At 71.7% G+C, this 13,422-nt stretch carries 12 protein-coding genes; 4 read left to right on the top strand and 8 right to left on the bottom strand.

Annotated features, from left to right (window positions below; all coding sequences use genetic code 11):
* Window positions 1-160 precede the first annotated feature (160 nt).
* Window positions 161-697, bottom strand: coding sequence for a SixA phosphatase family protein (locus tag ACN265_RS30690; protein ID WP_421410860.1), 537 nt, complete (start codon window positions 695-697; stop codon window positions 161-163).
* Between the two features lie 125 nt (window positions 698-822).
* On the opposite strand from ACN265_RS30690, the gene ACN265_RS30685 reads away from it, so the two are divergent.
* The gene (locus tag ACN265_RS30685) at window positions 823-1,113 is read left to right on the top strand and encodes a DUF6458 family protein (protein ID WP_420115798.1); all 291 of its coding nucleotides are present in this window, start codon (window positions 823-825) and stop codon (window positions 1,111-1,113) included.
* Window positions 1,114-1,199: 86 nt separating this feature from the next.
* Here ACN265_RS30685 and trhA read toward each other — a convergent pair whose 3' ends face one another.
* The gene (trhA, locus tag ACN265_RS30680; protein WP_357924972.1) at window positions 1,200-1,877 is read right to left on the bottom strand and encodes a PAQR family membrane homeostasis protein TrhA; all 678 of its coding nucleotides are present in this window, start codon (window positions 1,875-1,877) and stop codon (window positions 1,200-1,202) included.
* Window positions 1,878-1,983: 106 nt separating this feature from the next.
* On the opposite strand from trhA, the gene ACN265_RS30675 reads away from it, so the two are divergent.
* From ACN265_RS30675 to ACN265_RS30665, 3 genes are read left to right on the top strand one after another with little or no spacing between them, the layout of a single operon-like run.
* Entirely contained in the window at window positions 1,984-2,595 is a 612-nt protein-coding gene (locus ACN265_RS30675; RefSeq protein ID WP_421410859.1) for a 5-oxoprolinase subunit B family protein, read from the top strand.
* The gene (locus ACN265_RS30670; protein WP_421410857.1) at window positions 2,592-3,467 is read left to right on the top strand and encodes a biotin-dependent carboxyltransferase family protein; all 876 of its coding nucleotides are present in this window, start codon (window positions 2,592-2,594) and stop codon (window positions 3,465-3,467) included. Before ACN265_RS30675 ends, ACN265_RS30670 begins: the two co-directional genes overlap by 4 nt.
* Window positions 3,451-4,200 carry a LamB/YcsF family protein gene (locus ACN265_RS30665; RefSeq protein WP_421410856.1) on the top strand — a complete coding sequence of 250 codons (750 nt, stop codon included), beginning with the start codon at window positions 3,451-3,453 and terminating at the stop codon, window positions 4,198-4,200. The genes ACN265_RS30670 and ACN265_RS30665 overlap by 17 nt, the downstream gene beginning before the upstream one ends.
* 60 nt (window positions 4,201-4,260) lie before the next feature.
* Here ACN265_RS30665 and ACN265_RS30660 read toward each other — a convergent pair whose 3' ends face one another.
* From ACN265_RS30660 to ACN265_RS30635, 6 genes are all read right to left on the bottom strand, one after another.
* Entirely contained in the window at window positions 4,261-6,099 is a 1,839-nt protein-coding gene (locus ACN265_RS30660) for an NHL domain-containing thioredoxin family protein (protein WP_421410855.1), read from the bottom strand.
* A gap of 83 nt (window positions 6,100-6,182) precedes the next feature.
* Window positions 6,183-6,365, bottom strand: coding sequence for a helix-turn-helix transcriptional regulator (locus tag ACN265_RS30655; protein ID WP_281901504.1), 183 nt, complete (start codon window positions 6,363-6,365; stop codon window positions 6,183-6,185).
* An 820-nt stretch (window positions 6,366-7,185) separates the two neighbouring features.
* Complete coding sequence (locus ACN265_RS30650; protein WP_421410853.1) at window positions 7,186-10,860, bottom strand: NACHT domain-containing protein; 3,675 nt, start codon at window positions 10,858-10,860, stop codon at window positions 7,186-7,188.
* 87 nt (window positions 10,861-10,947) lie between these two features.
* Entirely contained in the window at window positions 10,948-11,301 is a 354-nt protein-coding gene (locus ACN265_RS30645; RefSeq protein WP_421410851.1) for a hypothetical protein, read from the bottom strand.
* Window positions 11,302-11,617: 316 nt separating this feature from the next.
* Window positions 11,618-12,490 (bottom strand): transglycosylase SLT domain-containing protein, encoded by an 873-nt coding sequence (locus ACN265_RS30640; RefSeq protein WP_421410850.1) that lies wholly within the window; start codon window positions 12,488-12,490, stop codon window positions 11,618-11,620.
* Between the two features lie 53 nt (window positions 12,491-12,543).
* Window positions 12,544-13,359 (bottom strand): hypothetical protein, encoded by an 816-nt coding sequence (locus ACN265_RS30635; RefSeq protein ID WP_357925003.1) that lies wholly within the window; start codon window positions 13,357-13,359, stop codon window positions 12,544-12,546.
* Window positions 13,360-13,422: the final 63 nt, after the last annotated feature.

The following is a 13,422-nucleotide window of genomic DNA, read 5'->3' as shown; positions in this document are numbered from 1 at the left end:
CCGGGGTGTGGGTCCGCTGTCGTCACCGGCCGGGCCCGCCGCCGGTGCCCGCACTCGGCCCGCTGCCTGCGCCCGGCCCGCTGCCTGCGCCCGGCCCGCTGCCCGCGCCCGGCCCGTGACCAGTGCGGCGGCCCGTGACCGGTGCGGCGGCCCGAGAGGGTCAGCCGCGGGCGGTGTGCCGGTCGACGATCGGGGCGCCGCCGGGGGTCAACTGCGCCCACGGCGCCGCCGTCCGGTGCACCACCAGGTCGCTGGTCCGTAGCCCCTCCCGGTCGGCCCGGTCCGGGTCGAGCAGCGCCGAGAGCAGCGAGACGCCCGGATTGTGCGCGACGAGCAGCACCGTGCCGGCCTCCGGCTCGACCGTCCGCACCAGGTCGAGCAGGTCGTCCGGGTGCGCCTCGTACGCGGCGGCGGCGTACCGCACCACCGGAGCCGTCCCCGCCGGGGCACCCTCCGGCCGGGACCCGGTCATGCCCAGCGCCACGTCGTGCCAGGTCTGCCTGGTGCGCCGGGCCGCCGAACAGATCACCACGTCGGGGAGCAGACCCTGCCGGGTCAGCCACGCACCTGCGGCGGCGGCGTCGGCGTGCCCGCGTGCGGTGAGCCTGCGCTCCACGTCGGGGCCGGTCGTGGGCTGTTCGGCCTTGGCGTGCCGGAGCAGCACCAGTGTCCGTGTGTCGGCCTCGCCGTCCGTCATTGCACCAGCTTGCCTGATTGGGGCGGGGGCCGCCTGGGTAAGTCGATGGATGCCACTCGCTCATCGATGCCCTCGATGGCCGTGGCGGGTGGGTAACGCCAGCTGACAGCCAAGGAGGCGACGTCATGGGCATCGGTGCCAGCATCTTCCTCATCGCGGTGGGCGCGATCTTCGCGTTCGCCATCGACGCCAACCTGGGATGGCTCAACCTCGACGTGGTCGGCTGGGTGCTGATGCTCGCCGGCGTCGTCGGGCTGCTGACCACCCTCTACTTCTGGAACAGCCGCCGCCGGGCCGTCGTCACCACCGCGGTGCGGCAGGACCAGGTCGTCGCCGACCGGGTCGTGCCGGTGCAGGGCGGCCAGGTGGTGCGTGAGGAGTACCGCGAGACGCGCGGCTCGGGTTACCCGGTCTGACCGTCCCGCACCCCATGATCTCGAGGGCCCCGCAACGGCGCGGGGCCCTCGAACTGTCTGCGGTTCTTTCCCGGGGTCGGGTGGGGTCAGGCGAAGAGGGCGAAGTAGATCGCGATGTGGTGACAGAGGGCGGCGATCAGGGTGCACGCGTGGAAGAACTCGTGGTGGCCGAAGACGGTGGGCCACGGGTTCGGCCGGCGTAGCGCGTAGAAGACGGCACCGATGCTGTAGACCGCGCCTCCGGCGGCGAGCAGCACCAGCACGGTGACCCCGCCCTGGCGCAGGATCTGCGGGAGGATCGCCACCGACACCCAGCCGAGGGCCAGGTAGAGCGGCGCGGAGACCCAGCGCGGGGCGTGCGGCCAGATCAGCTTGACGGCGACACCCGCCAGCGCCCCGCCCCAGACCAGGCCGAGCATCAGGATGGCCATCCGCCTGTCGAGCAGCAGGACGCAGAGCGGGGTGTACGTCCCGGCGATGAACACGAAGATCATCGAGTGGTCCATCCGGCGCATGATCTGGTAGCCGCGCTCCGACCACACCCGGCGGTGGTAGAGGGCGCTGGTGCCGAACAGACCGCAGACTGTCACGCTGTAGATCAGGCAGCTGACCAGGGGTGTCCAGCCGGGCCGGGTGGCCGCGACGGCGCTGAGGACGATGCCGCAGACGAGCGCGACGAAGAACGCGTAGGTGTGCAGCCAGCCGCGCATCCGGGGCTTACCGATGTCGACAGGCTTGAGTCGAAGCGGTGCGGAGGTGGTCACGCAAACAGGTTACGGCACCGTAGGTTACTTCTAGGTAGTGCGACCCGTCACCGACCTGTCGAGTCTGGCGACCCTGGACGGCCCATCGATCGGAGAGTATGGCGCAATGCGGATCCGACCCGTGGGCCGGCACGCCCTCCTGCTCGACTGCGACGACCCCGCCCAGGTGGAACAGTGGCGGGCCGAGCTGTGGCGTCGCCGGGAGGCCGGTGAGCTGACCGCCGCCGAGATCGTCCCGGCCGCCGGCACCGTCCTGCTCGACGGGGTGCCCGACCCGGAGTCGACGGCCGCCCGGATCGCCCGCTGGACCCCCGGCCCGGCCGTCGCCGCCGCCGGGGCCACCACCGTCGAGGTGCCCACCGTGTACGACGGGGAGGACCTGCCCCGGGTCGCCGCACACTGGCGGGTGACCGTACCCGAGGTGGTGCACCGCCTGGCGAACACCGAGTTCCGGGTGGCGTTCTGCGGGTTCGCCCCCGGCTTCGCCTACCTGACCGGGCTGCCCCCGCAGTACGCGGTGCCCCGACTACCCACCCCGCGCCCCCGGGTGCCGGCCGGCTCGGTGGCCCTGGCCGGCCCGTACGCGGGGATCTACCCGAGCGCGTCGCCGGGCGGCTGGCTGCTGGTGGGGCGGACCACGCTGACCCTGTTCGACGTGTCGGCCGACCCACCCGCCACCCTCACCCCGGGCACCCGGGTCCGGCTGGTGACCGGATGACCGCACCGCAGGACACCGCAGGCGCGATCGAGGTACGGCGGGCGGGACCGCGTACCACCGTGCAGGACCTGGGACGGCCCGGGTGGGCGCATCTCGGCGTACCCCGGTCGGGGGCGCTCGATCCGGCGGCGCTGGCGCTGGCGAACCGGCTGGTCGGCAACCCGGCGGACGCCGCCGGTCTGGAGCTGACCTTCGGCGGGTGCGAGCTGCGGCTGACCCGGGCCGGCACGGTGGCGGTGACCGGGGCCGACGTCGACGTCCGGGTCGACGGTCGGCCCGGTGACGTAGGCCGGCCGCTGGCGGTGCCGGCGGGCGCGGTGCTGCGAATCGGCACGCCCCGGCACGGACTGCGCAACTGGCTCGCGGTCGACGGCGGGATCGCCGTCCCGCCCGTGCTCGGCAGCCGGTCCACCGACACCCTCGCCGGCCTCGGCCCACCCCCGGTCCGCGACGGCGACCTGCTCCCGCTCGGCCGACCGGCCGGCCCACCCGCGCCGGTGGACTTCACCGTCGGCCGGCCGGTGCCGGACGAGCTGTGGCTGACCCTGCGCCCCGGCCCACGCGCCGACTGGTTCACCGCCGGGGCGATGGCACTGCTGCTTGGCACGGCGTACACGGTGAGCCCGGTCAGTGACCGGGTCGGCGCGCGACTGGTCGGCGCGGCGCTGCCCCGCGCGGTGGCCGGGGAACTGCCCAGCGAGGGCGTGGTGCTCGGGGCGGTGCAGGTGCCCGCCGACGGCCAACCGTTGATCTTCCTGGCTGACCATCCGACCACCGGCGGCTACCCGGTGATCGGCGTGGTGGACGACGTGGCGGGGCTCGCGCAGGCCCGACCGGGGACTACGGTGAGGTTCCATGGACCTCAACGCTGACCTCGGCGAGGGATTCGGCATCTGGCGGCTCGGCGACGACGAGGCGCTGCTCGACCTGGTCACCTCCGCCAACGTGGCGTGCGGCTTCCACGGCGGCGACCCGTCGACCATGCGCCGGGTCTGCGCCGCCGCCGCCGAACGCGGCGTCACCGTCGGCGCGCAGGTCGGCTACCGCGACCTGGCCGGCTTCGGCCGCCGGCACATCGCGTACGGCTTCGACGAGCTGCGCGACGACGTCACCTACCAGCTCGGGGCGCTCGACGCGTTCTGCCGGCCGTACCGCACCCGGGTCCGCTACCTCAAACCGCACGGCGCGCTCTACCACGCGGCGGCCACCGACGAGGTGCAGGCCGCCGCCGTGGTCGCCGCCGTCACCGGGTACGACCACGAGCTGCCGATCCTGTGCGCGCCCGGCTCCACCCTCGCCCAGCTCGCCGTCGGCGCGGGACTGCGGGTGGTCGCCGAGGGCTTCGCCGACCGGGGCTACCTGCCCACCGGGGCGCTGGTGCCGCGTACCGCGCCGGGCGCGCTGGTCACCGACCCGGAGGAGGTGGCCGTCCGGGCGGTCCGGATGGCCACCGAGCACACCGTGGTGGCGGTCGACGGGACCGTGGTGCCGTGCCCGGTCGCCTCGATCTGCCTGCACGGGGACAGCCCCGGCGCGGTCGCCTCGGCCGCCCTGGTGCGGGCCGCGCTGATCGACGCCGGGGTCACCCCGACCCCGTTCGCCTGACCGTCGCCCGTTCGCCCTGATGGCCCGGCCGGGCGGGTCCGGTGCCCGTCCGCCGGGCGCTCAGGTGTCCAGGCCGCGCAGCACCAGCGGGACGCGGGTCGCGCCGTCGTCGACGACTCGCACCGGGACACCCCAGTCCTGCCGGGTCAGGTGGCAGGCGGCGTGTTCGACGTCGGCGTCGCAGGTGGCGGCCTGGGCGGTCACCTGGAGCACCCCCTGCGGTACGGCCGGGTCGATCACCAGCCGGCGGGACAGCTCGGTCCCGGTGCCGGACCCCTCGACCAGCAGCTCCGGCGGCGAGGCCGAGACGACCAGCCGGGTCGACGGCCCGTACGTCTCGTCCAGCTTCTGCCCCGGCGCCGGCGTGAAGATCACCTCCAGGGTCACCTCGCCGGCCGCGACGTCGGTGGGTTTGCGTTCCAGCCGGTGCCGGGGACCGTCCACGGTGTCCGCCCCGGCGGCGGTCAACGCGCCCGGGGCGAGCCGGGTCAGCCGGTGCGCGGCCGACTCCACCACCAGCACCCCGCCGTCGGCGGTGAGCACCAGGTCGCTCGGCTCGGCCAGCCCGTCGGCCACCGTGGCGACCAGGCCGGTCGCCGGGTCGAAGCGGCGGACCGCGCCGTTGTAGGTGTCGGCGATCAGCACCGAGCCGTCGGGCAGCGCGCACACCCCCAGCGGATGCTGGAGCAACGCCCGGTCGGCGGGCCCGTCCACGTGCCCGAAGTCGAACAGCCCCTGCCCGACGGCGGTGCCGAGCACGCCGTTCTGCACGTAGCGGATGGCGCTGGTCTCGCTGTCGGCCACCCAGAGCCGCGCCCCGTCGGCGGAGACGGACAGGCCGGAGGGTTGGGCCAGCCACGCCTCGGGCAGCGGCCCGTCGCGCAGCGCCTCGACGGTGGTGCCCGCCCACATGCCGGCGGTCCGCTTGACCGGGTCGAACCACCAGAGCTGGTGGATGCCGGCCATCGCCACGATGACCTTGTCGTCGTACCAGGCCAGGTCCCACGGGGAGGAGAGGTCGACGGAGAGCGCGTCGTGGGCGTGGTCGTCGACCGTGGAGCGCCACTGCCGGCCGGTGCCGGCGACCGTGGTCACCTCGCCGGTGTCCAGGCGTACGCCGCGCAGCAGGTGGTTGACCGTGTCGGCGACCAGCAGGTCGTAGCCGGCGACCTCGGCCACGTGCGGGGGCAGCAGGCAGAGCCCCTGCGGCTCGGCGAACCCCGCCGAGGCGGCCGGCCCGTCGACCCGGCCCCGCTCACCCGAGCCGATCCGCCGGATCAGCGTCTCGCCGTCCGGGGCCAGCTCGACCAGGCTGTGCCGGGCCGAGTCGGAAACCAGCAGGTTGCCGCCGCCGAGCAGCACGACCTTGCCGGGGAAACGCAGCGTCGTCTCCGGAGGCGTCGGCGGCACGTACGGCCCGTCGCCCCGGTGCAGGGTGCCCTTCGCCTCGTGCGTGGCGATCAGGTCGTCGACCAGCCGAACCAGCCCCTCGGCGTGACCCTCGCCGGCCATCGTGGCGACCACGTACCCCTCCGGGTCGACCACCGCCAGGGTGGGCCACGCCTTCGCCGCGTACTGCTGCCACATGTCCAGCTCGGGATCGTCGAGCACCGGGTGGTGCACGCCGTACCGCTCGACGGCGGCGGCCAGGGCAGCCGGGTCCTTCTCGTGCTCGAACTTCGGCGAGTGCACCCCGACGACGACCAGCACGTCGGCGTACTTCTCCTCCAGCGGGCGCAACTCGTCGAGCACGTGCAGGCAGTTGATACAGCAGAAGGTCCAAAAATCTAACAAGGCGATCTTTCCCCGCAGGTCGGCGAGCTTCAGCTCCCGCCCACCGGTGTTGAGCCACTGCCTGCCCCGCAGTTTGGGGGCACGTACGCGCGGTGTCGTTCCCATGCCTGTCAGCCTGCCACGTCACCCCGGGGCGGGTCGGGCATCGTGACCCGGCCGACGGGCAGGCCGGCCGGCGACCGAGCTTTCTAGCCCGCGCCGCCCTCGTTGCGCTCTCGTCGTTTCGCGGCGTAGGCGCGGACCTCGACCGCGTCCCAGATCCGGCCGACGGTCAGGGTGTCGATCGGGGCCGGAAAGTCCGGGCGGTCGACCAGGATCGCGGCGCGCTGGCGGGAGACGCCGAGATAGTCGGCGACCTCCGAGAGGGCCATCACACGCACGGTCGGACCATCCGGTGACACGGGTAGGCAACTTGTCACCGAGGGGGTTGACGACCTGCCTACGGGTCCGCCAATGTTGACACTATGCCTCTACACAGAGCGATGGAGCCGATACCTTCCGATCTCGTTCACCGTCGCCGCCGATGGTCCCGCGCATGTGCCTGCGGCCTTCGGTGGCGGCACTGCCCGGATCGCCTGCGGAACCCGGAGCCAGCCGAGCCGACTCCTCTGCGCCCGGGATGGGCGAACGCACCGACGCACGCCTACCCGCACCCCGACCGGGCGTCCTGGTCGATGCGGGACCAGGCGCGTCGCGCCAACGTGGGCCGGCGCTGGTGACCGCCCACCGGCCGCAGCGTCCAGGGTGGTGCTGTGGGGCATGCCGGCAGCCGTATCCGTGTCCCGAGGCGCGGAAGGTTCTCGCGGCGGGCGATCTGTGGGCAACCCAGAGCTATCTGGCGAGCCTCTTCGTGACGGCAGTGGGTGATCTTCCGGGAGTGCCGGTGGTGGACCTGTACGCCAGGTTTCTGCTATCGGTGCCCGTCCGGGGCTCCAGAGCGGACCGTAGCCGTACCGGTTCTTCTTGGAGGTCGCGTACGTGACGTGCGGTGACGATGACCTATTCCTGGTGGTCCTGGTATGCCACCGCGTGGCCGCTGCGGTCGACCCGTTGACGTGTGGACGATCAGATCACCCTTGCTCAGGAAGTGGCAACCGATTTGGGCCAGACGCTGCCCCGGTGCTATTGTCGATGATCCTAATCTCTGAAGCGTTCTGGATAGAAGGAAAGGCGAGCTCTAATCAGGCTGGGTCAGGTATTCGGGTCGTTGATTATTTGGCGATCGACGGAGAGGGCGGCCCCGACGTGTGCCCGCAAAGTCTCATACGCTTCGTCTCGCCCGAGTTCTCCTGGCCGGGTAGGGATTCTGCATAAGATGGCCAGCTCTGCTAGGACGTCGGGCGCGAGTTCCGGACTTCTGCGCGAGTAATCGATCAGTGTTCCTTTTGCTTCGCGGCGTACCTCAAAAAGGTTATCTGCCAGTAGTCTTAGAAGTAGATTCTGGATTTCCTTGGAGGGTGCCGCGTGGCGCAAAAGTCTTACTGCCTCTGAACGTATTTCCCGCAATTTGTCCGCAGTGGCCAGGGTGGCTAGCTTGGCGGTAATCGATTCGTTGAATAAGTTGGCTGCGGCCAATGCTCGGATTGCCTCTATCTGCACGTCCGGGTTGATGTCTGCGGTGGCGAGGATGGTTAGTTTGGTGGTGATCAAATTGTTAAATAAGCCGGCTGCGACTATAGATCGGCACGCCTGGATCTGCACGTAAGGGTTGGTGTGGGTGATGGCGAGAGTGGTCAGTGCGCTGGCGATGTGTTCGGTGAGTGCGCCGCTCAGGGCTAGCGTGAGGATGGCCCGGATCTGCACGTAAGGGTTGGTGTGGGTGGTGGCGAGGGTGGTCAGTGCGGTGGTGGTGGGTTCGGTGAGTGCGCCTGCTTCGGCTAGTGCCCGGATTGCCTGGTTTTGCACGTCTGGGTTGGTGTGGGTGGTGGCGAGGGTGGTCAGTGTGGTGATGGTGGCTTCGGTGAGTGCGCCGGCTTGGGTCAACGCGAGGATGGCCCGGATCTGCACGTAAGGGTTGGTGTGGGTGGTGGCGAGGGTGGTCAGTGCGGTGGTGGTGGGTTCGGTGAGTGCGCCTGCTTCGGCTAGTGCCCGGATTGCCTGGTTTTGCACGTCTGGGTTGGTGTGGGTGGTGGCGAGGGTGGTCAGTGCGGTGGTGGTGGGTTCGGTGAGTGCGCCTGCTTCGGCTAGTGCCCGGAATGCCAGGATCTGCACGTCTGGGTTGGTGTGGGTGGTGGCGAGGGTGGTCAGTGCGGTGGTGGTGGGTCCGGTGAGTGCGCCGGCTTGGGTCAACGCGAGGATGGCCCGGATCTGCACGTAAGGGTTGGTGTGGGTGGTGGCGAGGGTGGTCAGTGCGGTGGTGGTGGGTTCGGTGAGTGCGCCGGCTGCGGCTAGCGCCCGGAACGCATCGATCTGAACACGCCAGTCGGTGTGGGTGGTGGCGAGGGTGGTCAGTGTGGTCGTGGTGGGTTCGGTGAGTGCGCCGAGTTGGGCTGCGATAGCCGCAAGCTGGCACCAGCGCAGAAGAGTGATGCCACCCGACGGGACGGCACGACTGTCCAGGGTGGCGTGGAATCGATCAGCAGCTTTGGTGCCGCCCAGCGCGGCCAGCCGCTCCCTCAGGGCAGCCCGATAGGCGGCGAAACGGCACCTGCTGTGCTCCTGGTCGAACCATTCGTCGACCGCCTGGTTGATCACCGCATCGATGGTCGCGGTCTTCAGTGGTGTGTCGTCGGCCAGCACCCGGAGCATGAACAGGAAGTCCCGGCCCAGCAGTTCCTCGTACGGGCTCGGGTTGCCCTCGGCCGGATAGATCGACTTCGCCACCACATCGTCGATCTGTTCGACGTAGTCGGTGCCGATCAGGCCGAGCGCGAGCAGGATCGGCTCCTCGTAGCGGGGGTCGTGCAGCCGGCGGCGGATCTCGCTGATCCGGTCGGTGGCCGAGCCACGGAACGCCAGCGCCCGGCCGGCGTAGTACTCCTCGAAGGTCAGGTGGGCGAACCCGTACCGGCCGGGAGCACGCTCGACCAGCAGGCCGGTGTGGGTGTCGGCCTTGTCGACGAAGTCGAGCACCCCCAGCCCGGCGTCGGTGCGCAGCGGGTCGGCGGCTTCCAGCATGCGTCGATTCCACTCGGTGCCCTGGTGAGTTGCCCACAATGGGCCGAGGACGTCGAGTAGTTCCAGCCGGGTGGCGGCACCCTCAGGGCGGTGCTCGTGCATCCACCAGCCCAGCTCGGTCAACCACCGGGTGAGGATCCGCTCGTCGGGCAGGTCGGCCTCGGCGACCCCCTGGGCGCTGCGCCAGGTGCGGCCGAGCGCGTTGCACACCTCCACGTACGCCTCGACCCGGCGGTGCGGAAGCCGGCCGCTGGCCCGGTGCACCAGCACCAAAGCGGTCAACAGCAGGGGGTTGGCGGCGAGCCGGCGTACCCCGGCGTTAGTCGTGAGGGCCTGCTCGATCGCGGCGGCCTCGCGTGCGCCGGCCAGCCGGGTCGCCTCGGCGGACCGGCCCGGGGTCTCGGCGCGCTCGACCTCGCGGCAGTAGACGTCGAGGAACCGGGTGATCGTCGGGTCGTCCATGTCCTGGAGCCGCACCGCGCGGAACGGCTCCGGCAGCGGGGCGGCCTGGTAGCCGGCGATCCGGCTGGTCACCACGAAACGGTTCCCCTGCCGGGCGTGGGCGGTCACGAAGTTGGCCACCGCCGTGACCACGCCCCGGCGTAGCTCGGCCGAGGCGATCTCGTCCAGGCCGTCCAGCAGCACCAGGCAGCGGCCGGCGTCGAGCTGGCGGCGCAGCAGGTCGGCCAGGCCCGGCAGGGTGCACTCGGCGCGCCGGAGCTGGCCGGACAGGAACTCGCCGATGCCCACCTCCGGGAACCCCTGGCGGGCGTACTCGCCGATGCGGAGATAGATCGGGAACAGCGCACCCCGGCCCCGGACCGGCTCGCCGGCGATCAGTGCTCGGGCGTGGGTCAGGGCCAGGTAGCGCAGCAGGGTGGTCTTGCCCGTCCCCGGATCGCCCAGGACCAGTAGCTGGGCGGCGTCGCGGGCCGCGTCGAGCACCGGCTGGCTGGCCGGCTGTTCCGCCTCGACGGCGAACCGGTGGCCGTACTGCGTCTGCAACCGGTCGAGGGCGGCCTCGAAACCGGTGTGGTCCAGCGTCCCCTCGGCCACCAGGGCGGTCAGCCGCTCCCGTTCCCGCTCGAACCAGGCCCGCGCCCGGTCGCCGGGATTGCGGTCCGGTCGCGCCTGCAACCCGACGAACACCTCGCCCAACGGAAGCTGCACGGTGGTGTTCCGGACCACCCCGACGGTACGCAGGTAGCGGTGCTGGTCGATCAGCCAGCGCAGGTAGGCGACCCGGTCGTCGTCGGTGGCGTCGACCGCGCCCAGGTGCTCGGCGATGCGGGTGGTGGCCTGGGCGGTCGATGCGGCATCGGAGCGGCCGAGCATCCCCTGGAGGGCCGCTTCGCGGCGCACCTCGGCGTCCAGCCCGTCGAGCAGGGCCTTGAACGCCGGCCGCAGCAGGCCGACCCGGTCGTAGCGCTCGTCGTCGGATTCGGCCCGGCCGAGCGAGTCGACGGCCCGTTCCGCCAGCCGCACCGGGGAGGGCGGCACACCGGGGACGAGCACCTTCGCCAGCTCGGGGGCGCCCTCGTGCACCCAGAAGCCGTCGTTGACGTCGAACTCGGCGAGCCGGTCACCGTACGACCGGTTCAGCTCGGTGAGGGCGCGGCGCAACGCGCGTTCGAGGGCCTTGTGTTCCGGGTCTCCCCACACGCGGGTCTTGACGCCCTTGGCGGCGGCGGCCCCGACCTGCGCCAGGATCGGCTTCGCCAGCGCCGTGGCCAGCGCGACAGGGTCCATGGCCGGCAAGTGTAGGCGGACCGACCACAAGGGATAGTCGTGTAGCCGACGGGCTCCTGGTCAGGGTGCCCGAGGGCGGATCTGGCGTCAGCGGGTCAGGTCGACGGTGACGGTGACCCGGCCCCGGTCGTCCCGGCGGGCCACCGCGTGCCCTGCCCGGTCGACCCCGTCGAGGTTCAGCGAGATCGGGCCGCCCTCGCCCAGGAAGTTCCGCCACCACTGCTTGGCGTCGGGCATCGCGACCTGGATGACCACCGTCTCGCCGGCCTGTCGGTACGCGACCGGCGTGCTGAACGTCCGCCCGGAACGGCGACCGGTGTAGGTGACCACGGCCAGGTGTCGCCGGAGAAAACGCCCCCAGCGTGGCGACGACCGCAGCGCCATGATCCGGGTGTTGAACGACCGCGCCAATCCTGAGGGGAACGATCCTCGTTGACCCATCCGGGCCTCCGTCGTCGATGTGAAAGCTCCACGCCGACCGTAACACCGCCCGGTTCCCGGAAGCATCAGTGAGAACCCCGACCGCCGGCCTCCACGGCGCCAGGGACAGTGATAGCGGCGTATACCGGTATGCCTGTCAGGCATAAATATGACTGACAGGCATACCGCTCTCCAGGCAAGGCATGGGTCGCCGCCGCCGCGCCCGCAGGGGCGGGGTATGACCGCCGCCGCGCCAGAAGCGAGGGGGCAGAGCGGCGGTCACGGTGGAGCCGCGCGGGAGGGTCCGACCCTGCCCGCGCGGCCCCGGACGGGACGGTCAGCAGCGACCGACCATCGTCTTCACGTCGTAGGTGGTGTTGACCCAGGTGTCGGCCACGTAGCCGGTCACGCCCGTGGCCGGGTTGGTGATCCGGTCCCAGGTGGACGACGGCCAGTAGCCGCCACTGACGTACTCGCCGAAGGTGTAGCAGGCGATCTTCACCGTCGCGCCGTAGTTGACGGAGCCGGCGATGCCGTAGGTGGTGCCCGGCCCGGTGCGGATGTTGAGCGACGGGTTGGCCAGGATCGTGCCCGTCACGGCCGGCGGGTCGCCGGTGCCACCCAGGCGGGCCACCGCCGCCTGCGCGGCGGACAGGTAGCCGGCGTACGCCCCGTTGTTGTACGTCGACCAGGGCTGCCAGTTGCTGCCGCCGCTGGAGATGCTGTAGGCGGCGTTGGCGTTGCACTGGGAGTTGTAGGCGCAGGTGTCGTTGACGGTGGGGTGGTAGCAGTTGTTGATCTGCCACAGCCCCCGGTCCAGCGAACCGTTGGGGCAGCCGGCGGTGGGGCCGTTGCTGCCGACCGCCGACGGGTTGCAGGACGACTCGGCCATCGCCACGGCCACGGCGGTGACCAGCGGGTTGTTCCGGAACCCGGCGGCGTACGCCACCTGGGCGCACAGGTCGATGCCGACCGCGTTGACGCCCACCCGGTTCGCCTTCGCGCCGATGGCGGGGCCACCGACGCTGGCCGGCTTGGCCTGGTCTGCCGGGCGGGTGGCCGACGCGGCGTGGGGGGCCGGGCCGGTGGTGGCGGGTGCGGCGGTGGCGGGGGTGGGCATGGCGCTGACGCCGACGACGGCGGCCAGTGTCAGGCCGAGGGCCAGACGCAGGGCGCGTCGGGCCGCGGGGACGGCAAGGGGGAGACGCATCGTGATCCTTTCAGCGGACGACCGGGAGGGGAGCCGGGCAGGGTGGGGGGGCGTCAGCGCCCGGTCCACTCCGGGTCGGCGTAGGACCAGCCGAGGTACGGCGCACCGGGCCAGGTCTGCGAGACGCGGCGGACGGTGGCCGCCGAGGTGATGTAGTTGCCGTTGCCCTCGGAGAGCATCACGTGGCCGTAGTAGCCGTTGATCGACGCGGCGGCGTAGAAGACCAGCGCGCCGGACGGCGGGGTGCCCGTGGTGCGGATCATGCCGCGCGAGAGCAGCGCGTTGTAGTGCACGATCGCCGAGGCGTAGCCGCTGGCCGCCCGACCGTAGGCGTGCCCGACGAAGTTGTCGCACCAGCCGTCCCACTGGTGGTTGGAGTCACCCAGGTCCCCGTTGGTGTACGCCTGGCCGATGACCGACCGGGCCCAGGCCATCGCGCGGTCCTCGCGGGTGCCGGTGGGCGGCGGGGTGGTGGTGCACTCCGGCTCGTTGGGCAGGTACTGGTTGAACCCCGGCGTGTTGGTGTAGAAGTCGCTGATCCAGCCGCTGGCCGGGGAACTGATCCGGTGCCAGACCGAGTTGCCGGAGATGTTGCGTCCGCGTACGGCGCACTCGGCGACGAACCCGGTGCCGTCGCCGAGGAGCGCCACCGAGCCGGCATTCGCGTCGTACGGGCTGGTGCGCACCATCAGGCCGGCACCGCCCGTACCGGCGACGCTGTAGCCGGAGATCCCGGCGAACGACGGTGCGGCCGTGCCCACCAGGACCATCGCCGTGACGCCGCAGGCGGCGAGGACCCGTACGGCGAGTCTCGGCAGTGCTCGGCGGGATGTGCGACCCGGGGGGTTCGAGTCGTTCGGCTGGTACACGCGGTTCTCCTGTCGAGAGGTCGGCGCCGCACCGGAAGCGGTGCGGCGTACCCGTCGGGCGGT

It is taken from the genome of Micromonospora sp. WMMD730 (genome assembly GCF_049178955.1).
Classification (GTDB): Bacteria; Actinomycetota; Actinomycetes; order Mycobacteriales; family Micromonosporaceae; genus Micromonospora; species Micromonospora wenchangensis.
The sequence above is the reverse complement of the archived record's forward strand: the minus strand, read 5'-3'. Positions and strand labels throughout refer to the sequence as shown.

Bases quoted from the DNA above. Each gene is read 5' to 3' on its own strand.
- ACN265_RS30690 (WP_421410860.1), bottom strand. From the start codon at position 697: ATGACGGACGGCGAGGCCGACACACGGACACTGGTGCTGCTCCGGCAC.
- ACN265_RS30685 (WP_420115798.1), top strand. From the start codon at position 823: ATGGGCATCGGTGCCAGCATCTTCCTCATCGCGGTGGGCGCGATCTTC.
- ACN265_RS30675 (WP_421410859.1), top strand. From the start codon at position 1,984: ATGCGGATCCGACCCGTGGGCCGGCACGCCCTCCTGCTCGACTGCGAC.
- ACN265_RS30670 (WP_421410857.1), top strand. From the start codon at position 2,592: ATGACCGCACCGCAGGACACCGCAGGCGCGATCGAGGTACGGCGGGCG.
- ACN265_RS30665 (WP_421410856.1), top strand. From the start codon at position 3,451: ATGGACCTCAACGCTGACCTCGGCGAGGGATTCGGCATCTGGCGGCTC.
- ACN265_RS30660 (WP_421410855.1), bottom strand. From the start codon at position 6,099: ATGGGAACGACACCGCGCGTACGTGCCCCCAAACTGCGGGGCAGGCAG.
- ACN265_RS30655 (WP_281901504.1), bottom strand. From the start codon at position 6,365: ATGGCCCTCTCGGAGGTCGCCGACTATCTCGGCGTCTCCCGCCAGCGC.
- ACN265_RS30650 (WP_421410853.1), bottom strand. From the start codon at position 10,860: ATGGACCCTGTCGCGCTGGCCACGGCGCTGGCGAAGCCGATCCTGGCG.
- ACN265_RS30645 (WP_421410851.1), bottom strand. From the start codon at position 11,301: ATGGGTCAACGAGGATCGTTCCCCTCAGGATTGGCGCGGTCGTTCAAC.
- ACN265_RS30640 (WP_421410850.1), bottom strand. From the start codon at position 12,490: ATGCGTCTCCCCCTTGCCGTCCCCGCGGCCCGACGCGCCCTGCGTCTG.